The organism is Pigmentibacter ruber (assembly GCF_009792895.1).
Lineage (GTDB): Bacteria > Bdellovibrionota_B > Oligoflexia > Silvanigrellales > Silvanigrellaceae > Silvanigrella > Silvanigrella rubra.
The window spans coordinates 1,499,330-1,519,228 of the sequence record NZ_WSSC01000001.1 but is presented as its reverse complement, the minus strand read 5'-3'; the positions used below and the strand labels follow the sequence as shown (position 1 = coordinate 1,519,228).

General features: G+C 32.7%; 16 protein-coding genes. 8 read left to right on the top strand and 8 right to left on the bottom strand.

Going from position 1 to position 19,899, the window contains the following annotated elements:
* Nucleotides 1–11 precede the first annotated feature (11 nt).
* From GOY08_RS06270 to GOY08_RS06255, 4 genes are all read left to right on the top strand, one after another.
* Nucleotides 12–1,013: a hypothetical protein gene (locus GOY08_RS06270; RefSeq protein ID WP_158998004.1), complete on the top strand. Its 1,002-nt coding sequence runs from the start codon at nucleotides 12–14 to the stop codon at nucleotides 1,011–1,013.
* Nucleotides 1,014–1,059: 46 nt separating this feature from the next.
* Nucleotides 1,060–2,079 (top strand): adenosine kinase, encoded by a 1,020-nt coding sequence (locus GOY08_RS06265; protein ID WP_158998003.1) that lies wholly within the window; start codon nucleotides 1,060–1,062, stop codon nucleotides 2,077–2,079.
* 32 nt (nucleotides 2,080–2,111) lie between these two features.
* Nucleotides 2,112–3,233 (top strand): L,D-transpeptidase family protein, encoded by a 1,122-nt coding sequence (locus tag GOY08_RS06260; RefSeq protein WP_158998002.1) that lies wholly within the window; start codon nucleotides 2,112–2,114, stop codon nucleotides 3,231–3,233.
* Between the two features lie 227 nt (nucleotides 3,234–3,460).
* Nucleotides 3,461–5,080, top strand: coding sequence for a beta-ketoacyl synthase N-terminal-like domain-containing protein (locus tag GOY08_RS06255; protein WP_158998001.1), 1,620 nt, complete (start codon nucleotides 3,461–3,463; stop codon nucleotides 5,078–5,080).
* An 81-nt stretch (nucleotides 5,081–5,161) separates the two neighbouring features.
* Here GOY08_RS06255 and GOY08_RS06250 read toward each other — a convergent pair whose 3' ends face one another.
* From GOY08_RS06250 to gltX, 3 genes are all read right to left on the bottom strand, one after another.
* The gene (locus GOY08_RS06250) at nucleotides 5,162–6,598 is read right to left on the bottom strand and encodes a PAS domain-containing sensor histidine kinase (RefSeq protein WP_158998000.1); all 1,437 of its coding nucleotides are present in this window, start codon (nucleotides 6,596–6,598) and stop codon (nucleotides 5,162–5,164) included.
* 76 nt (nucleotides 6,599–6,674) lie between these two features.
* The gene (locus GOY08_RS06245; RefSeq protein ID WP_158997999.1) at nucleotides 6,675–9,440 is read right to left on the bottom strand and encodes a M16 family metallopeptidase; all 2,766 of its coding nucleotides are present in this window, start codon (nucleotides 9,438–9,440) and stop codon (nucleotides 6,675–6,677) included.
* On the bottom strand, nucleotides 9,441–10,895 hold the full coding sequence (gene gltX, locus GOY08_RS06240; RefSeq protein WP_202914035.1) for a glutamate--tRNA ligase: 1,455 nt from the start codon (nucleotides 10,893–10,895) through the stop codon (nucleotides 9,441–9,443).
* Nucleotides 10,896–11,125: 230 nt separating this feature from the next.
* Here gltX and GOY08_RS06235 point away from each other — a divergent pair, with 230 nt between their 5' ends.
* Nucleotides 11,126–11,407, top strand: coding sequence for a hypothetical protein (locus GOY08_RS06235; RefSeq protein ID WP_158997998.1), 282 nt, complete (start codon nucleotides 11,126–11,128; stop codon nucleotides 11,405–11,407).
* On the opposite strand, the gene GOY08_RS06230 is transcribed toward GOY08_RS06235, so the two are convergent.
* Entirely contained in the window at nucleotides 11,404–12,279 is an 876-nt protein-coding gene (locus tag GOY08_RS06230; protein ID WP_158997997.1) for a follicular epithelium yolk protein subunit, read from the bottom strand. The two genes, GOY08_RS06235 and GOY08_RS06230, sit on opposite strands and share 4 nt — an antisense overlap.
* A gap of 235 nt (nucleotides 12,280–12,514) precedes the next feature.
* Here GOY08_RS06230 and GOY08_RS06225 point away from each other — a divergent pair, with 235 nt between their 5' ends.
* Nucleotides 12,515–13,291, top strand: a complete 777-nt coding sequence (locus GOY08_RS06225) for a hypothetical protein (protein WP_158997996.1) — start codon at nucleotides 12,515–12,517, stop codon at nucleotides 13,289–13,291.
* Nucleotides 13,292–13,299: 8 nt separating this feature from the next.
* Here GOY08_RS06225 and GOY08_RS06220 read toward each other — a convergent pair whose 3' ends face one another.
* The 3 genes from GOY08_RS06220 to GOY08_RS06210 form a co-directional block, all read right to left on the bottom strand.
* The gene (locus GOY08_RS06220) at nucleotides 13,300–14,850 is read right to left on the bottom strand and encodes an ABC transporter substrate-binding protein/permease (RefSeq protein ID WP_162343847.1); all 1,551 of its coding nucleotides are present in this window, start codon (nucleotides 14,848–14,850) and stop codon (nucleotides 13,300–13,302) included.
* 23 nt (nucleotides 14,851–14,873) lie between these two features.
* The gene (locus GOY08_RS06215; RefSeq protein ID WP_328598599.1) at nucleotides 14,874–15,650 is read right to left on the bottom strand and encodes an amino acid ABC transporter ATP-binding protein; all 777 of its coding nucleotides are present in this window, start codon (nucleotides 15,648–15,650) and stop codon (nucleotides 14,874–14,876) included.
* A 132-nt stretch (nucleotides 15,651–15,782) separates the two neighbouring features.
* Complete coding sequence (locus tag GOY08_RS06210; RefSeq protein ID WP_158997995.1) at nucleotides 15,783–16,574, bottom strand: substrate-binding periplasmic protein; 792 nt, start codon at nucleotides 16,572–16,574, stop codon at nucleotides 15,783–15,785.
* A gap of 204 nt (nucleotides 16,575–16,778) precedes the next feature.
* Between GOY08_RS06210 and GOY08_RS06205 the strand changes: the two genes are divergently transcribed.
* Nucleotides 16,779–17,777 (top strand): ABC transporter substrate-binding protein, encoded by a 999-nt coding sequence (locus GOY08_RS06205; RefSeq protein WP_158997994.1) that lies wholly within the window; start codon nucleotides 16,779–16,781, stop codon nucleotides 17,775–17,777.
* Between the two features lie 45 nt (nucleotides 17,778–17,822).
* On the opposite strand, the gene GOY08_RS06200 is transcribed toward GOY08_RS06205, so the two are convergent.
* Complete coding sequence (locus GOY08_RS06200) at nucleotides 17,823–18,482, bottom strand: Dph6-related ATP pyrophosphatase (RefSeq protein ID WP_158997993.1); 660 nt, start codon at nucleotides 18,480–18,482, stop codon at nucleotides 17,823–17,825.
* 295 nt (nucleotides 18,483–18,777) lie between these two features.
* Between GOY08_RS06200 and pstS the strand changes: the two genes are divergently transcribed.
* Nucleotides 18,778–19,884, top strand: a complete 1,107-nt coding sequence (gene pstS, locus GOY08_RS06195; protein ID WP_158997992.1) for a phosphate ABC transporter substrate-binding protein PstS — start codon at nucleotides 18,778–18,780, stop codon at nucleotides 19,882–19,884.
* Nucleotides 19,885–19,899 lie beyond the last annotated feature (15 nt).

Here is a 19,899-nt window from a genome sequence, read left to right as displayed (position 1 = left end):
AAGGATTTTCTATGTTATTTTATCGAAACATATTTGCCACAGTTACTTTATTGTTTGTTTATCTCATGACAAATAGTTGCAGTCCAACAGATAATAACTACTATGTCATAAATAAAGTTAGAGTTGTTGCAGCAGTTTTTCAAAATTCGGCATTGGTATCAGGAAATTCTTTTTCAGGAACATCCACGCAACAGTTTCCTGTGCGTTTAACATCATCAACTAATTCTTGTACAAATACACATTTTTATTTAGTAACAATTTCTCCAACTTCAGAAATTCCTACGTTAACAATAAATAGTATAACTGCATATGCTATAGGAAATAATTATTTAAGTAATGGTGGTGGTGCAAGGGGTGTTTCTGCAGGTACAACGGGCACATTAGTATCCTCGAGTACTTTTTTTAGCTCATCAACAACAACAACGGTACAGACAACTCCTTTTAGATTAACTGTATTTGATTATACTGTGAATTGTACAAACCTTAACACAACAAATTTAAATACCTATATGTCGAATGTTAAAGATATTCCAGGATTTCAAATTTCTTATACAGCTAATTCTGGGGTTTCTAGTGATAATGGATTTTATTCATTTTATTTTTTACCAGAACCCACTGATTCTTGGTGGACTTCAACAACATTTCCGGCAAATGCTAGTTCTAGTAAAGTGACACAAATTAAAAATGGTCTAGCAGTTACAAATAATCCTTTATTAATCAATAGTATTTCACCTTCAAGTAATTCAAGTGTATCAGGGAGTAGTGTGAGTATTAATATAAATTTAAATTCTCCATCAGTGCCTTCTCCAAGGGATCCTAACAATTCCTTATACACACCAAGTTCAAGGGTGCAGTGGTATGTCTCTACTGGTTCTATAAATTTAGACACATCTTCTTCAACTACCTGGAATCCTGGTGTAGGTTCAGGTAATACAGTCGGTGGGTTGGTCGTAGTCAGAGACTTGCTTGGTGGAGTAGACTTAAAAATTCTAGGTCCATTTACAACTCAATAATCTCTTCAGAAGTTTCTGAAGAATAAAGTAAAATTTAGAGGGATATATGATTCGGAATACTTTCTTTTCTTCAGAGCAGTTTAAACATAAGCTTGATGTTGTCTCAATAGAAAATGCATTAATAGATTTATTGGTGCGTGCAAATGATTCAGATTTAAAAAACTTTGGTATGACCAAAGGAATTATGCAGTTGGTTGATGAAGAGACGCAAAAAAAAGTATTGCAAAATTTGGGAAATGTGCGTCCTGAAGTTGAGCTTGGAGGTAGTGCATCTAATGCTGTGAGGGGTTTAGCCGTATTAGGTGCAAAAACAAGTTATAGCAGCTGTGTTGGTGAAGATGCTTATGGTAAAGCGTTTGCAAGTCGGTTAGCAGAATTGGGTATAAATAATCGACTTTCTGTGCAGGGGCAAACTCATACAGGTACATGTCTCGTAGTTGTTACACCCGATGGTGAAAGAACATTAAATACTTATCTTGGAGCATGTAGAAAATATATGCCAAGCGATTTACCTTTTGATGATATTGCAAACTCTAAAATTCTTTTCACAACTGGCTATATGCTTGATACCCAAAATCAAATCGATGCCCTACATGCGGCAATTGATTTTGCTCTTTTGAATGATGTCAAAGTAGCATTCGATGTTGCCGATCCATTTGTTATAAAAAGACACGGTAAAAAGACTATTTTTTCTCTTCTAGAAAAAACTCATCTTGTTTTTTTAAATGCTGAAGAAGCAAAAATGCTGCTTGAAATGGAACCTAAATCTGCAGCTTTGGAACTAGCTAAAACTGTTCAGTTATGTGTGGTTAAAGACGGAGAAAATGGTGCATATATTGCCCATGACGAAAATGTAATTTTTATTCCTGCAAAAAAAGTAGAAGTTGCCGATACAACAGGTGCGGGGGATATGTTTGCAGGCGGCTTTATGTATGGCCTTTGCAATGGCCTAACCATTGAACAATCTGGGCAAATTGCAACTCTTTTAGCGTCTGATACGGTTTCATACATGGGGGTTCGTCTTTCATCTAATATCCGAGCACAAGTAGAAGCTATTATTAGATAAATAGCTCTACACTTCTGGAATAAGGGAGTGGTGTGAAGAGACTTAGTCAGGGCATAAAATTTAAAGATTATAAATTTTTATCTGTTGTGTATGCCCTAATTCTGTTTATCGCAGTTTTTAGTTCTGAAACTCTTTATTCTCAGGAAACAAAAGATTTTTTTACAAAAGAGTCGAAAGAACTTTTTCAAAAACAATCTCAAACTAAAAGTGAAGTATCTTCAAATTTAGTTTTAAATCATATCCCTTCTGCATTTGTTAGTTTGGGTGCTTATCTTCCAATTCACGCCATTGTCGTTGAAAAAAATTTGCATAAATTAAGCGTATTTAAAATGTTGTTAAATGGTAATTATACTTTAGTAAAAACTTATCTTGCAATAACAGGAAAAGAGCAAGGCGATAAAAAATTTAGAGGAGACAATCGAACTCCTGAAGGTATATATTTTATTGTCGGACAAAAAGATGGAGCTGACTTAATTCAGAAATGGGGGCCTTCTGCAAGGAAATATGGTCCTAAAGCTTTTGTGCTTGACTATCCTAATATCTTTGACAAGAGACAAAGAAAAACCGGTTCTGGCATTTGGATTCATGGGGTTGATAAAGATGACCGGATGCAGCGACCTTTTGATACAGAAGGTTGTGTGGCCTTAAGAAATGAAGATGTTCTTGATATTTCACAATATATTTCTGAATATCAAACTCCTGTTGTGATTGTAGATAAAATGTCTGTAGTTCCACATGAAGATCTCTTAAAAGAAAGAGCCAGAGTTTCTGAAATGATTGAATCTTGGCGGACAAGTTGGGAAAGCTCAGATTTCGAAACATATTTAAGTTTTTATTCTCCTCAATTTCAATCATTAGGAAAAAATAAAGAAGGTTGGTACGAGTATAAAGAAAAGCTGGCAAAATTACGGGCTGGGGAAATTAAAGTTGAAATTAGTCAACCAAAGATTTTAGCTTTTAGAAATCAGCTATTAGTTGAATTTACGCAAAGATATTCTTCTCCGGATAAAAAAGATTTTGGAAGAAAATATTTGTATCTTAGAAAAGAAGGAAATATCTATAAAATTATTGCAGAAAAATGGTATGCAATCCCCAAGGGAAAGTCAGAATTAGCAGTTACAAGTGAGAGTTCTCCAAAAAAAAGAAGTGACTAAAATTTAATATTTATAATTCCTCTAACAAATTCGAGCATTTCTTTGCTTCTAGACATAATAGCTTGTGAATCAGAATAATATGCATATAATCAGCCTCTGGATTTTTAGTGAGTCTTGCTAACAGTACATAATTTTTGTTAAATTAATTATTGCTTACCCATAAAGACAAGCTTTGCTTAAATTTATCGCTTGTGGTTAGTATTCAACCAAAAAAGGAAGTGTTGCACATGACTATATCTTCAAATTCTTTACCAAAGCGTAGAAAAGTATTTCTTTATGCGGCATCAGTAGTCGCTCCAGGCGCTTCAAATTTGGAAGAATTTCTTGCAATTGTTGAAAAAGGAGAATCAGCTTTAACTCCAAAGCAATCCTTATCAAATGTTTTTTTAGCAGGAATCCCTAAGTTTGATTTTTCTATCTATAAAGATTGGTTAGAAGAAAGGCATGGACCCAAAAGATTTACTTTATTAAATGAAAAAAATGGTGATTTAGTTAAATATGCTGTTGGAAGTTTAATAGATGCCTTAAAATCAAGACCAGGATTAGAAAAAGCCTTACACTCTTTAGATCCGCGTATAACTATACAATATGCTAATGGTTTAGCTGACTTGCCTGTTATGTTTAAGTCGGCTCGTGAGTCAGACGCAGGTTTTTTTCAATGGAATGCATTTTGGGCAGATCCTGTGAGAAATCAAGAATGTTCCGACCATTTAAATAAAATAAAAGTGAATCCAGACGCGCCTCCTCAACCAGATCTCTTTCCTGTAGATTCTCTGCAGCGTTTTGAAGCTCTAAAAAAATGGAATGATTTTTGGGTTCAAAAATCCAGCTATTATCAGACATTTTTAACTGAATTAAAAGAAATTGAAGCCCAACCAGTGGTAGGAATTGATATCGATGCTGCCAAATTAGCATTAATTAGAACAAAATCAAAACAAAGAAAAAATCTACTTGATAAATATAACTGTCCTATTCCTCCATGGGAAAGCACTTCTCCAAATCTATTATGGAATGTTCCAAATGTTGCTGCTGCACAGGCTTCAATGTTGCTTAATTTACATGGAACAGCAACTGGCTTTTCAGGGGCATGTGCATCCTTTGGCTCTATGATTGACCAAGCATTGTTAGAAATCCAAAGTGGCAGAACAGATGCAGCGATAGTAGGAGCCACCGATGCAAATCCGTCGAATGAGCTTATTTCCGCTTTTTATAATGGTCGTTTGGCTGTGTTAGGTGATTCACATGGAGTTCCATTTTGCGATTTACGCGGAACCCATATTTCAGGTGGATCGTGCACTTGGATTATAGCGGCTGAAGATGCAATGCAAAAATTTGATATCCAGCCTTTGCCAATAGAAATACTTGGAGCAGGTGTGAGCAGTGATGCTGAGCATATCATTACTCCTTCAAAAGAAGGGCCTAAATTAGCAATAAAAAGAGCTTTTGCTGCTGCTGGAATTCAGCCGGCACAAGTGGCTCTCTGGGATATGCATGCTACAGGAACACCTGGTGATTGGAATGAATTAAATTTAATAGATGAATTTGCTCCAAGAACAGCATATATTTCAGCAAGAAAAGGTATTTTTGGGCATGGTATGTCAGTAGGTGGGGGTTGGGAACTTACAGCGCAATTGTTAGGAACCAAGAAAACAAATCAACAAACATATAAATTACTACCATCTGGAATAGATCCAAATAAAATTAATCCAAAAATTTCTTCATTAAATCGAAATTTATTATTGGATAAAGTTGTTGAGATCAAAGCACAAGAAGAAGGCCTTATTTGTGTTAAATTAAGTATGGGTCTTGGTGGTACTACAAGTTGTGTAGTTGCACGAGTGAAATAAAACCCGTTACTTTATAGATGAATAAATTTTTTTAAAGACCTTTTTCTAGTCCGCCCTTTTTATTTATTAATTTGAAATATGCTATGAAGCATCTATAGGAAGAGTTATAAAAAAAGTAGTTAAATTTTCATTACTTTCAAAATTTATAGTTCCTTTATGCTGCTCAACAATTCTTTTTGAAATGCTTAAGCCAAGTCCAGTTCCATGCCCAACTGGTTTTGTTGTAAAAAATGGTTCAAAAATTCTATCTTTTATTTCTTCTGGAATTTGTTCACCTGTATTTGAAATTTGAATGATAATGTTTTCTTTTTCTTCGTATAATTTGAGCTCTATTTTTCTGGAGGAATTCTTCTTGCTTAATATAATACTATCTATTGAATTGAGTAAGATATTTAAAATAACTTGGGATAATTCAGTTGGGTAACAAAAAATTTCATCATTTTTTATTTGATTTATCTGAAGGTTGGTTTCTATTTCATAGGCTTTAAATTTGTCTGTTAAGGTGCTAAATACGGATTGGATAATGTCTGAGACTTTTGATTTTGTTTGAGGGAGTATAGCATTATTTTTAGCTAAAGATCTCATCATTTTTATTAATTTTGAAATTCTATCAACCATAAATTCTATTTTTTCAATTGATTTTATAAGTAATTCATTTTCTTCCTTTTCATCTTGACGCAGATTTTTCTTTAAAATTTGTGAATTCCCCAATATAATTGTTAACGGGTTGTTTATTTCATGTGCAATTTGTCCAGCCATTTCACCTAAATATGAAAGTCTATTTGAATGAAAAAGTGCTTGCTGATGATCAACAAGTCTTTTTTCAGATAATTTCCAATTTGTAACATCTTTTGAAATAATTAAGAGAACATCTTCTCCATAAGGCATTTTTATTGGAACTCTAATATTTTCAAACCACGCAGCATTTCCTAAAGGATCGGTAGTTAATTCTATCTCAGATACTTTTTCATCATCTTTACTCACGAGTTTTTCTGTTCCTGGTAACCATAATTCTTTTTCTTGTAATAAATGATTTAATGTTTCTATATTTTTTCCTTCTTTTATTCCAGCAAAATCATAAATTGCTTTATTTGCAAATAAATACAGACCTACACGATTAACTATTGCTATAAGATTAGGGTCATTATCAAAAATTATTTTCATAAGACCAGTATGTAACAAAAAATCTTCGGAAGAATATTGGGACAATTCTTCACAGCAAAATGCAAAAAGATTTTGCTCTTGCAAGAAAAAAATTTTCCAACGTGAACGCGAAAGCATTTCAGGAAAACAAGAAAACTCTATTTGGAAAGATTCATTACTTTGAGAACCATTTTTTAAGTCTTCTAATAAAATTTTTAATTTTTCTAATTCAGAAGCTATTAAAAGAGAAAATAGATTTTTATCTGTTGCTAATGAATGTTTATTTGCTACTTTATTTGCAGCTAAAATATTTCCAACAGAATCTACAAGAAGCAGCGCCTCTTTTGCTAGATTAAAGAAGAATTTGAAATCCATACTTTTATTTCCTAAGAAAAAGCAGGAGATTTAAATCTTTTGAGAAATCTAAAAAAAGAAGCCTAGTTTTGAAATGTTAAGATAAATCCCAAGTTAAATTGGAATCATCATTTTCAGGTATCCAAGTTCCTTTTGGACCGACAATTGAAATAATTGGCGGGTTTTCTCTTAACAACAACGATAACACATCGCTTACCATTTCAGGAGTAACAGCATTGACACGATCAGAGAACTTTAAAAAATTATCGAAATCTAGTCCATACACATCGCTCATCGCAAGTTGAGAGGCTTGGTAGTTGTGATGTTGTGATTCAATACTTTGTGAGCCTAAAACAGAACTCTGGGCGCGCTTTAATTCATCCTTTGAAGGCGGGATTTTAGCTAGCATTTCAATATGATATTTCATCCCTTCAATAGCCTCTTTTGCTTTATGTGAGGCTGTGGCTATATAAGTCGTAAACACACCTGCAAAGATATTTGGAGATTGCGATGCGCTGACGCTATAAGCTAAAGACTTATTGTCTCTTAAGTCCAAAAATAGTCTTCCCCCTTGTCCAGCAAGTATATTTGCCCCTAATTCAAGTGCTGTTCTTCTAGGATCATTTATAGGAAACGATCTAAAAGAAAGGGTAATATGTGCTTGTTCCCTTTTAATTTCATCAAAAGCAACTCTTTTACTTTTGTTAGTAGGGAATTTAGGTGGAGAAGGTAAGATTAATTCTTTTGCTTCGTAATCAGAATCAAAAAAAGATTTAAATTCTGATTCTATTAAGTTTACAAAAGATCTTAAATCAAAATCACCAGCCACAGAGAAAACAAACTCTTTAGCGTGAAAAAGTTGTGACCAGAAAATTTGAGCATCTTCTCTTGTTACGTTTGGAAGAGATTCTTCTGTGCCAATACCACTTTTTGCATATGGATGATCAGGAAATAACATGGGTTGAGATAATTTAGATATTCTTGCAACGGGGCTATCTTTTTGAGCTATGATCACTTCTAATGTTTCTTTATGAGTTCTTTGCCATTCGTTAACTGAAAATTCAGGTCTAAAAAAGCAATCAAGTAACATTTGAGCAGTGCGTAAACTATTCTCACTAATGGAATCAAAACGCATTCCAAATAAATCTCTAGATGAAAAAGCGCTAATACTTGACGCATTATCTTCTAATTCTTCAATAAATTTTCTATAACTTTGCCGCAAAGTGCCCCTAGTTAACATGCTTGCCATAAGGCCACTTACACCATTTTTATCTTGTGGCTCATGGATAAGTCCGCCTTTTAAAAGTAACATACCACTAACTACAGGTAACCTTTTTGAATTTCTGTAATTAATTTTTAATGTTTTATCTCCAGGTAATGGAATTATTATTTGCTTAACATCAGGATTAATTTCTGAAGTTTTTCTAAAATAATGATTTAACCAACTAGCCTTATTAAAACTTGGACTATTAGATTTTTGCAAACTTGTTTCAAGTGGTTCTTCGTTTAAGTGGATGACTTTAGCAGCGTGAAGAATTGTATTAGTAAGTTCTGAAGATGTCATATTTGGCAATATTTCTTGTCCTAAAGCTGCTGAAACACAGAACTTTCCTAATTCTAGTTGATTCATTACATTTTGAGCTATTTTTTGAATTTGAATTGGAGTTACTTTTGAAACTGCATGCATATATTTAGATTCAAATTCCATTTTTTGTGCTGTTTGTAAACTTAAACCCGCACAGCGAGAAATACCATCCATACTTTCGCGAGAATAAATTCTTTGTGCTTTTAAAGTATTTAAAACTCTAATTAATTCTTCTTGTGTGGGTGGGACTTCGGCAAGGCGTCGGATTTCTTCAACTATCACTTTTAGAGCTTGGAGAGTATTGTTTGCCATTCCAAAAAAACCAATTCCAAGCATTCCAACTGGATATTTTGGTGTATAACAAGAGCAATCAATACTTGTTACAATCTGCATTTCATCACGCAAAATTCTAGATAAGCGCGAAGTGTCAGCTTCTCCAAGAATAGAAGCAAAAACATCCCATGCAGGCATGTCGTGACTTTCTAAAGTGGGTGCAAGCGTTGCTAATTGTACACGTGCTTCTTGCCATGCGCCACGTTCAATGATTGCTGTTGGTTGATTTTGAAGTGAATTGCTGAGCTTTGGAAGTTCAGGACGAAATCTTTTTGGCACTGATTGTGGTTGAAAATCTTTAGTTAGTTCTAGAAGATGATTCCACATTTCATCACTATCAAAATCTCCTGAAGCAATAAAAATCATATTATTTGGGATGTACCATTTTTTATAAAAAGAATAGACTTGTTCTCTAGAAAACTTCTCAACAATTGGCTGATAACCTATTACAGGTTTTGCCATTCTTGTTCCATTGTAAAAAATAGAAAACATATTATGCGATAAAACGGCGTTGGGATTATCACGACTTCTTTTAATTTCTTCTAAAATAACTTCTAATTCTTTTTTTAATTCTTCTTCATCAATAAGGCTATTTTGGACAACATCCAGTAAAAGTTCAGCGCCTTTTAATGCAAAAGATGCTGGTGCAGTTAAATGATAATTTGTGTGATCAAAAGTGGTATAAGCATTGATATCTCCACCTTCAAATTCAACTGTTGAAGCTATTTGACCTGTTTTTGGAAATTTCTTTGTTCCTTTAAACAGCATATGTTCAAGAACGTGGGCGAGTCCGCCTTCTTGTGTATCAATATCATCTTCATCAATGGAACCAGCTTTCACCAAAATTTGAACTGAAATAATTGGCGCAAAATTCGAAGGATGTAAATAAACTTCCATTCCATTAGGTAAATATTTATGGATAATATTATTACTATTTTTGTACATTCATGACTCTTTCATAGTTTTTAAAAATTCAATTGCAAGTCTAATTCTTCTTTGTACAATATCTTTGCCTAATACTTCAATACATTCAAATAATGGCGGTGTTTCTTTACTTCCTGTTACAGCAACTCTAACAGGCATAAAAACATCTTTAGGCTTAAGCTCTTTTTCTGTTAAATATTGATTAAATATATTATGTATTTCTTGATGATTCCAATTTTCACAAACATCTAGTTTTAAAACTAAATCATTAAGGTAAGTAGAAACTTCAGTAGGTGTTCTACCTTTAGGAAGTAATGGTGCATTTGTATAGTTCAAATCTCCTTGAAAAAAGAAAGAAGTGTGATCAATAAAATCTTCAAATTTTTCCACTCTTTCCTTAATTAGTGGAATTATTTTTAGTAAATATTCTTCATTAAATACAATTTCCTTTAAATGTGCTAACCATTTATCGTTACTTTCTTGTTTTAAATATTGCCCATTAAGCCATGATAATTTCTTTAAATCAAATACAGGTCCACCTAAGGTCATTCGATCCCATGTAAATCCTTCAATCATTTCTTGAGTTGTAAATTTTTCAACATTATCACCAAAATTCCATCCCATGAGAGCTAAAAAGTTTCTCAATGTTTCAGGCAAAATTCCTTTTCGGCGATAGTAGTTAATTGAGGTAGGATTTTTTCTTTTAGAAATTTTTGATTTATCTGCATTACGTAACAAAGGTAAATGACAAAACTCTGGTTTATCCCAGCCAAACATTTCATATAACATAACATGTTTTGGAGTAGAAGAAATCCATTCTTCTCCTCGAATAACATGGGTAATTTTCATAAGATGATCATCAACTACTACGGCTAAATGATAAGTAGGAAATCCATCTGTTTTAAGTAAAACTTGGTCGTCTACGCCATCATTTTCAAATTCTATCATACCGCGTAAAGTATCTTTAAAAGCAGTTTTACCCGTGGTTGGCATTTTCATTCTAATGACAAAAGGAATACCTTCGGCTAATTTTTTTTCTACATCGGCCTGTGGGAGATCTCTACATAATCTGTCATAACCTGGGGGAAGTTTTTGTGCTTGTTGTGTTTTTCTTAAAATATCTAAGCGCTGAGTTGTGCAAAAACACCTGTAAGCATGTCCTTTTTGAATTAAACTTTCAGCATATTCACGATAAATATCTCTGCGTTCACTTTGTTTATAAGGCGCATAAGGCCCTCCAACATCAGGCCCTTCATCCCATTGGATTCCTACCCATTTTAATGCATCAAGAATCATTGCTTCACTGTCAGAACGATATCTTTTTTGGTCAGTATCTTCAATTCTGATTATAAATTTTCCATTGTGTTTCTTTGTAAAAACATAATTAAATAAAGCAATATATGCCGTGCCGATATGCGGATCTCCAGTAGGGCTGGGTGCAATACGAACTCTGACTTCTTTGTTCATCGATGACATGAAAAGGACTCCTAGTATTATTGGGTACAATTCCCTTATGCACTAGGCTTTACCTCATATTGCATTCTTTTGGCAATGATAGATATTACTGAATGAGTTGCAAATTAAAGATTGAAACGTATACTCCCCCACAAGAAGTTTTATTAAACTTCTTGTGCTAGGGAAATATTAAACAGCTTTATTTTTTCTATTGGATACTTGAAATATTGACAAATGATGAAGAACAAAAAATGCGTGGATTCCATTTTATTATTTTCACACAAGACGTTTTGAAGAAGGATCTGTGGCATAAGGATGAAATTGTATATGCTACAACGCCTTTAAAAGCTGCAGAACTTTATGTATCACTTCATTTTCAAATTCAGGATCATATTCATTCTATGCAAGAAATCAATTTAGGAGAATATGATGTTTTTATTAGAGGGATTGATAATTTTGAGACTAAAATTCGGGTCAAGTCTTGTAGAGAACTTGACCTTGAAATTCCAGCTTATCTCAGGTTCCAAGATTAGGGTGCTGTAGCAATTAAAGTCTTGGGCTTACCGCTACTATCTTGTACGATAACTGAAGCATTAGAATAATATCCCACTTGAATATCTTCGGTAACAACTCTGTAACTTGGCGCATTTGATGCATTTAAAACCGTTTCAATTGGAAAAGCCCAAAAGTGATGGCCTTGATACGGTTTTTGATAGTTAACAGCGGTGTTTCCTGAAAGATAAACGATGTAATTTACTCTTACCTTCATGGTTCCTCTAGTTGCTATCAGATCAGCAGTAACTTCTTCGCCGGGATTTAGATTTACAGATAACCCTGAACTAGAACCAACTGTTGTTGTTTGACTAGAAGAACCACCTTTTCCCCAGGTTTCAGAAAGGCTAAATCCAGTAGAATATTGAACTGATTCTTTTGCTAATTCTACACTAACTTCTGTTGTACTAGTAAATGAAAAGTTTGAAGCTGCAGTAGTAGAAGATGACCAATTGCTCTCTATTGTATTTGCTACACTTTCAGAAATATTTGCAGAAAAAGTTGCAGGTTTTGAAGAACTATTTTTAAAGTAACGAGATGCAATAATAACAGGTTGTGACTGGATGTCAGTAATTTTTATATCTCTAACTTGCATATTAACTTGGACTTGTTGCCAGTTGTAACGGGAGTATAAATCAGACCAAGATTTATTTGGCCAACTATCACTACTTTTTACAAAAACATCTGTAGGCTGTTTTCCAAAAAATTTTGCAACAGCATTTTTTAATTGAATATCGTTAATTTGAAAAGTTTGTCTTTCAGCATCAGTTATAACGTGAAATTCATTTCCTGTTGCTGAAACACTAGAAGAAGCAAGGTTTAGGCCAGCAATGGCTGAAATTAAGATAGTCATAGAATTTCCTTTTTTTGGGAAGAAAGACTTACATTGTCAAAAGAAGATCTTTCATTTATATTTAATTTTAAGCTAAAAATTCTTACAAAATGATGAACTTTATATGAATTTTACATATTTTATCTTGTTTTAATTCAGAAGATTTTGTATTTAGAATGTTTTTTATAAATTTTAGACTCTTGCCTTTAATTTAAATATTCTATAAAATATAATTAAATTTTATAGAGAGCTTAAAATGAAATATTTCTTCAGATTATTATGCTTAATTTATTGCCTATATTTTTTTCAAGTTAAAGCAGTTCAAATAATTCAGCTTGGAGTTGAAGATGTTAATTTTTTTCCAATATATGGTACTTATGATGGAAATGATAATAAACTGTTAGAATATGATGGGTATTCTGCAGACATTTTTCGCTTGTATAATAAATCCCAAAATAAATACGAAATTAAATTCAATCCTGTCCAAATAAAACGCTTGTTTTTAGAATTTCTTGATCCTAAAAGTATTTTAGATGCAAAATATCCAGATGATCCCAAATGGGCTGTTGATTTAAAAAAAAGTAAAGGTTTAAAAATATACTATAGTTTGCCAGTTATTAATTATACTGATGGAGCTTTTGTATTAAAAGAAAATCAAAATGCGGATATTTCAAAAATTAAAACGTTAGGAATGATCCTTGGTTTTTCCCCAATAGGTTATGAAGAATACATAAACAGTGGTAAAATAAAATTAGAACAAACAATTAATGTTAAAATTTTATTTGATTGGTTAATTAATAAGAAAGTAGATGCTATTTATATTAGTAAAAGCATAGGTGAGTGTAAATTAAATATTTTAAAACATTCTGACAAAATAGTTTTTAATAGTAAATTACCTATTCTAAATGGTTCATATAGATTATCTAGTATAAAGTATCCAGAATTAATAAATGATTTTAACGTTTTTTTAAAAAATAAAAAAAATTTTCTTGGAAAAATGCAGAAAAATATTACTAAATTTAAATGTCATTAATTGTAAATTTAGTTAGTCTCTTCTGCTTGGTTGTCAAAGTTTTTATTAAATTTCTTTTTAGAATTAACGGCAAAATGTCTTTCTGCATAACGTGAAAGTCTAGCAAATGGAAGGCCAATTAAAAAGTAAACTAAAGCAGCTAGTAAACCTACTCCTAAGTAGTCAAAGTAAGTTGAAGCTAATTGACTATAAATTGTAGTTAATTCAATTAAGGTAATAACGGAGACTAAAGAAGAATCCTTAATTAATGCGATAAAATCATTGGTTACTGGAGGTATAACAACTCTTACTGCTTGTGGTATAATAATATGGCGAAGAGATTCCATTCTAGACATCCCTAATGCATACGCAGCATCTTGTTGGCTATGCGGAATGGAAGTCATTCCTGCGCGGTAATTTTCAGCTTCATTTGCAGCATAATTTAATCCTAGACCTAAAACGGCAGCGAAGAAAGGGCTTAATTTTATCCCAATATGTGGAAGGCCATAAAAGATGATATACAATTGTATCAGTAATGGTGTTCCGCGAATAATTTCAACATATGTTAGAGCTAATTTGGAAAAAAATGGTGGAGCATATAGTCTTACCAATGCAATAAAAAGACCTAAAGTAACTGCAAGGAACATTGCAAGGATTGATATTTGTAATGTCATTATCGCACCTTTACCAAGTAAAGGTAAGAAACTAATGTATTGTTTTATTTTATCTGTCCATGTTCTTTCTAGGCCAATATGTTTCAAATATTCTTGGTAGGCAATAGGTTCGGCTTTGTATTCACTTGATAAGCCCCAAGCTTCTGCAGTGGCTTTATTCCATAAATTCCAATTTTCTAATATTGCTTGCAAAGTCCCATTTTTAATCAGTTCGTCTATTGCCTTATTTACCTTTTTTCTTAATTCTTTATCTTCTTTTCGAAAGGCAACCCCATACTCCATTCTTCCAACAGGCGGGCCAACAAATTTAAGTTTTGGATTATGTTTAGCATAGTATTGCGCAATTGGTAGATCTAGGAGAACAGCATCAAGACGATCTCCAGCAGCTAAATCTGCATAGGCGTTTACTTCTTCGTCATATATTTTGATTTGTACATCGCCAACATCTTCAAGAATACGATAAGCCAGTGAAGCTGGGAGAGTAGCGACTCTTTTACCTCTGAGATCAGATAACTTATGGATTTCGTAATTTTGTTTATTTACGACTATTTGCTCTGATGTAATGTAATAAGGGTCAGAAAAACTTACTGATTGTTTTCTTTCCTCAATAATTTCTAATCCATCAATAACAACATCGTAATTTCCTGCTATCAAACCTGGGATAAGTCCATCCCATTGATTTTGAACAAATTCTGCTTTCATATCGAGTTGTTTAGCTATAGCTTCGATTATGTCAGCATCTACACCAATAATTTTATTAGGATTATTTGCATCACGAAAGACGTATGGAGCACCACTATTTGCATCACTACCCCATCGTAAAACTTTTTTATCTTCTTTTCCAAAGGAATTAGTTATAAAAATTAAACAGATTAAAGAAACAAAAAAGTAACGAATTCCGTTCATTATATAATTTTCTCCAGTCCTACTCAGTTAAAGTTTCTTAAAAAATGACGTGTTCTTTCATCAACTGGTGAGGTAAAAATTTGTTCTGGAGTTCCCATTTCAACTATTTTACCTTCTTGAATATGTACGATATGATCTGCTACATCTTTAGCAAATCTCATTTCATGCGTAACAACAATTTGAGTCATTCCTTCATCATCTAGTGTGCGCATAACTTGCAACACTTCATGCACTAGACCTGGATCTAATGCAGATGTAGGTTCATCATACAATATTGCTTTAGGTGACATAGCAAGTGCACGAGCTATTGCTGCTCTTTGCTGTTGACCACCTGAAAGCTGACAAGGATAGTGGTCTGCGTGCGAATATAAACCAACTTTAGCTAGCAGTTCTTTAGCTTTTTCCTTAGCTAGTTTTTTATCCATTTTTTTTACAACTATTGGTGCCTTTGTTATATTTTCTAAGAGAGTTAGGTGAGGAAAAAGGTTAAAACTCTGAAATACCATACCAACATTTTCTCTAATGGCGCGTGCTTTTTTATCAAAATCTTTTTGCGATTGAGTTGATGTAGAGTTTTTCTCTAATACAACTCCGTTTATGATGATTTCCCCAGAATCTAAGGTTTCTAAACCGTTTAGACAACGTAATAGTGTAGACTTCCCGCATCCAGAAGGCCCAATTAAAACAGTAAGTTCTCCTGGCGTCACTTCTAAGTTTACGTTACGTAAAACTTCTAAATTGCCATGTTTTTTTGATAAATTTTTGACAGAAATATATGCGCCTGTTGGGCTTATCATCATATAAATACTCCTATTTTTTTCCAAAAGGAGGGAAGCCATGAGAAGGGTATTCTCTTTTACCGTGGAATTGCAGGTAACATAAAATAAAAGGATTTGGAAACAAAAGATTTCAAAAATTATCGGGCAGCATCTCTATTGATAGATATCTTTGAATTCATCACTGTTGGAAGTCATAATTGCGTCATATTTTTTTAAAATTGCTAAAAATTTCGATGTAGCCATAAATTTACGAAGAGTCTTTCGAAGAAGATCAATATCAGTTTGAGTTAAATTTAATGAGCTTGCTAACCATCCCTGACTGTCATAAATTTGGAAATAATTATTGAGTTCGCTTTGAATTTTATACTTTTTTAGAAAGTAATTTGCCTTTATTTTTTGAGTTATCCAGGCATCAACTTCATTCTTCCTTAGTCTATCAATACAGCTATCTTCATCCCGACAGTAATATATCTGCCCTTCCAGTCCGAATGATTTTAAAATACTTTCGCCAGCACCGCCATTAATAGTACCTATTCGAGAAAGTCCTTTGAGGGCATTTATACTGCTTATTTCTTTTGAGGTCCTAAGATTAAAGAGACACGTGTAGTCATCAAAAAGTGGGATTATCCAGTTATAATTATTTTCTCTTTCCGGTGTTCTGAAGTAATAAAATAAAAGTAATCTATTTTCGTTATGGATATTATAATTTTTGATTCTGTCTCCCTTGAGTAAGAAATGATGCGGAATGTTACCCGCGGTTAATGCTTCATCTATAATTTCGCTGAATAAACCTTTTTTAGTATGAACAGAAGTAGAGTAAGGTGGGTTGAGATCAATATAAATTTCGAAAAATTTTGCATATGATATTTGTGATTTTATTAATAAAAAAAAGAATAAAATAAAATTAAAATGAAATAAAGAAAAAAATTTTAAACTGATTTTCATTCTAACTTCCTAGTTACTATAAGAATAGAATATTCCATTGTTTCTTAATGAAAATATTATAATAGAATAAAAGAATGATTAAAATTAAGTCAAAAAAATGGCAAAATTAATTAATACTTTTAATAACCAAAAAAAATTGCAATTGAATTCTTTTAAATTTGTCGCTATTAGAAAGATGATAGATTTTTTCCTGAAAGGTTTATTATGCATTTTTTTCTTTTGCGTTTGATTGTAGTAAATTTTGTAATATTAAGTTTTTGCTATGCTTTAGCTAGCACAGAGATAAAAAATACAAATCAAATACCTAAAATGGTTACTGTATCATTGCTCTTAGATTGGAAACCAAATACAAATCACATTGGATTTTATGTAGCAAAATCTAAAGGATTTTATAAAGAAAATGGAATTGAATTAAAAATATTAAATCCCACTCAAACAACATCAACTGCATTAGTAGGTATGAATAGGGCTGATTTCGGTGTAAGTTATGCAAATAATTTAATTTATGCTAGAAATTCAAAAATCCCTGTGAAAGCAATTGCAGGTATTGTAAGTGTTGATACTTCTTGTTTTGTATGGAGAAAATCTCTGAATGTAAAATCATTAAAACAACTTGAAGGAAAACGTTATGGTGGTTGGGGGAGTCCCGAAGAAAATGCAACATTAAATTTTATTATGCAAAAAAATGGTGCGGATTTTTCAAAGATTAAAATGCTTACAACTGGTGTTCAAGATTTTTTACCAGCGACTTTAAAAAATGTGGATTTTACATGGGAATATAAGGGTTGGAATATATTAGCTGCTCAATTAAATAAAGTAGAAGTTGAAACATATTGTCCATCAGAACATTTTGCTGAATTTAATAAACCATCACCCCTTATTATAACTAGTGATAAATTAATAAAAGATAATCCAAAATTAGTTCATTTATTTATGCAAGCTACAAAAAAAGGTTTTGAATACTCTATAAATAATCCTATAGATGCTGCAAATGAAATGCTTAATCTTCTTCCAGAACTAGATACAAAATTAGTTAAAGAATCTGTGAAATATTTAGCTCCTTTATATAAAGGGAAGAATATCAATTGGGGATATTTAGATTTCAAAAAATTTGAAGTTTATTCAAAATGGATGAAAAAAGTAGATTTAATAAAAAATATTCCTTTTCCAAATGAGTATCTATCTAACGACTTTATAAATTAATTGGCCGTGGCGAACTAATTTAAAGTTTAGCAATTGATAGTATACTTATTTTGATGTTATGGAAACATCAACAACCCAGTATCCATTTTTTAAATTGATATCACCTTCTTTTATTTGTAAGGATTGTTTAAAATATGGTGCTTCATAAAGAATTGTTTGAAACTCAGAATTTTCACCAAACAAATCAACTTTTCTGGATCGAATTTCATTTAGAGTTTCTTTATCAAGATCTCTATTTAATAAGTCTCTTGTTAAATAGCGCTCATTTACAGCAATGATTTTTGCTTTAAACCCAAGTTCTATAAATTCAGAAAGCAGAGCTTCTTTTTCTCTATTTTCTAATGGAAAATACGCATCTATTTTTTCCAATTGACATAATTCCGAGAGAACGTTTTTTTGCTCTGGCTGGTTTATGAAAGGAAAAAAACCCCCTATGAGATCATGTTTCTTTATTCTGCCTAAAGTTTTAGCAAAACTCTCCAGGTGGTTTTCTGTATCGGAATTATAGATTAATAGTGGGATATTCAACTGGTCTGACTGCGCTCTAAGTACGGCAGGAGAAAAGAAGTTAGGTTTTGTTTGATTGCTATAATCCTGCATTGCAGTGATAAGGCATAGAATATCAGTTTTTTTCGTAGCATGATAAAGAGTTAATGCAGAGTCGTGACCGCCACTCCAAAGGCAAAAGTAATTTCTTTTTTTCAATGTAATTTCCTTTAAAAGCATTCAATAGTTTAGTTCAGAAAAGATTTCCAACTTGTTAAATATACTTAATTTTGAATTTGGAGCAATTGGCCTAGAGAAATCTAGATTATTAAAATTTTGTGACGATTCTGTGTCAAAAGTCTCTTTTGATCCGTTTAACGCCACATTATAGCCAAATTCTTTTAACAACATTGAAGTACAAAATTAGATAAAAATAGAATAACCCTCAGATAGATAAATGAAGAGGGAAAAAGTGGCTCCCTTTTTTTATTTGTATTATTAGAGGTTTATCTTTATGCAGACAGTACTAAATAAAATTGCAAAAATATCTGCCCTATTCACCACACTAGCTAGCTTTCCAATGGCTTTCGCAAGTGACCTTGTAACTGGGGCGGGTTCAAGTTTTATAGCTCCTGTTCTCTACAAATGGTCTGCTAATTATAACACTGAATTTGGCACAAAGATTAATTATCAATCAACGGGCTCAGGTGCCGGAATTAAACAAATTGAAGGCAATGTTGTTGATTTTGGTGCGTCAGATATGCCTTTAAAACCTACAGAATTAGAAGCAAAAGGACTGTTTCAATTCCCAGCTATTATTGGTGGGATTGTAATGGTCACGAATATCCCAGGGGTGGGTCAAGGCCAACTTATTCTTGATGCCAAAGTAATTGCTGAGATTTATAATGGAACTATAAAATTTTGGAATGATCCTAAAATTTTAGCTTTAAATCCAAACTTAACTTTACCAAAGAAAAATATTCTGGTCGTCTATCGCTCAGATGCTTCAGGCACAACATTCAATTTCACTTACTTTTTAGATAAAGCGGGTATGGGTGCTTGGAAAGTTGGGGTAGGGACAGCAGTTTCTTGGCCCTCAGGAGTTATGGGAGTTGGTGGTAAAGGAAATGAAGGCATCACAACAATGGTAAAACGAGCACCTGGATCCATTGGTTATGTTGAATACGCTTACGCAATGCAAAATAAATTATCTTGGGCCAGAATGATCAATGCTGATGGAAAAGTAGTGCCTTCCTTAACTGTAAAAGATTTTTCAGATGAGAAAAAAGTCAGTGAAGCTTTTCGAAAAGCATTGCAATCCGCTGCAATTAACGCAAATTGGGAAACAGCACCAGGGATGAATGTAATCCTTGCAAATCAGAAAGGTGCTGAGACTTGGCCTTTGACTGCCTCTACATTTATTCTAATTAAAAAAGAACAAAAGAATTCGAAAATTGGGACAGAAGTCTTGAAGTTTTTTGATTTTGCTTTTAAAAGGGGATCGGAGTCCGCACAAGCTTTAGATTATATCCCAATACCTGAAAATACTTACCGTTTTATAGAGAAAAAATGGACGCATGAAATCAAGTCAGGTAACGACAAAGTAGCTATTTGGAAATAATTTTTCATAATCAAT

Coding starts and splice junctions, on each gene's coding strand:
- GOY08_RS06270 (WP_158998004.1), top strand. CDS start 12: ATGTTATTTTATCGAAACATATTTGCCACAGTTACTTTATTGTTTGTT.
- GOY08_RS06265 (WP_158998003.1), top strand. CDS start 1,060: ATGATTCGGAATACTTTCTTTTCTTCAGAGCAGTTTAAACATAAGCTT.
- GOY08_RS06255 (WP_158998001.1), top strand. CDS start 3,461: ATGACTATATCTTCAAATTCTTTACCAAAGCGTAGAAAAGTATTTCTT.
- GOY08_RS06250 (WP_158998000.1), bottom strand. CDS start 6,598: ATGGATTTCAAATTCTTCTTTAATCTAGCAAAAGAGGCGCTGCTTCTT.
- GOY08_RS06245 (WP_158997999.1), bottom strand. CDS start 9,440: ATGTACAAAAATAGTAATAATATTATCCATAAATATTTACCTAATGGA.
- gltX (WP_202914035.1), bottom strand. CDS start 10,895: ATGTCATCGATGAACAAAGAAGTCAGAGTTCGTATTGCACCCAGCCCT.
- GOY08_RS06235 (WP_158997998.1), top strand. CDS start 11,126: ATGCGTGGATTCCATTTTATTATTTTCACACAAGACGTTTTGAAGAAG.
- GOY08_RS06230 (WP_158997997.1), bottom strand. CDS start 12,279: ATGACTATCTTAATTTCAGCCATTGCTGGCCTAAACCTTGCTTCTTCT.
- GOY08_RS06225 (WP_158997996.1), top strand. CDS start 12,515: ATGAAATATTTCTTCAGATTATTATGCTTAATTTATTGCCTATATTTT.
- GOY08_RS06220 (WP_162343847.1), bottom strand. CDS start 14,850: ATGAACGGAATTCGTTACTTTTTTGTTTCTTTAATCTGTTTAATTTTT.
- GOY08_RS06215 (WP_328598599.1), bottom strand. CDS start 15,650: ATGATGATAAGCCCAACAGGCGCATATATTTCTGTCAAAAATTTATCA.
- GOY08_RS06210 (WP_158997995.1), bottom strand. CDS start 16,574: ATGAAAATCAGTTTAAAATTTTTTTCTTTATTTCATTTTAATTTTATT.
- GOY08_RS06205 (WP_158997994.1), top strand. CDS start 16,779: ATGCATTTTTTTCTTTTGCGTTTGATTGTAGTAAATTTTGTAATATTA.
- pstS (WP_158997992.1), top strand. CDS start 18,778: ATGCAGACAGTACTAAATAAAATTGCAAAAATATCTGCCCTATTCACC.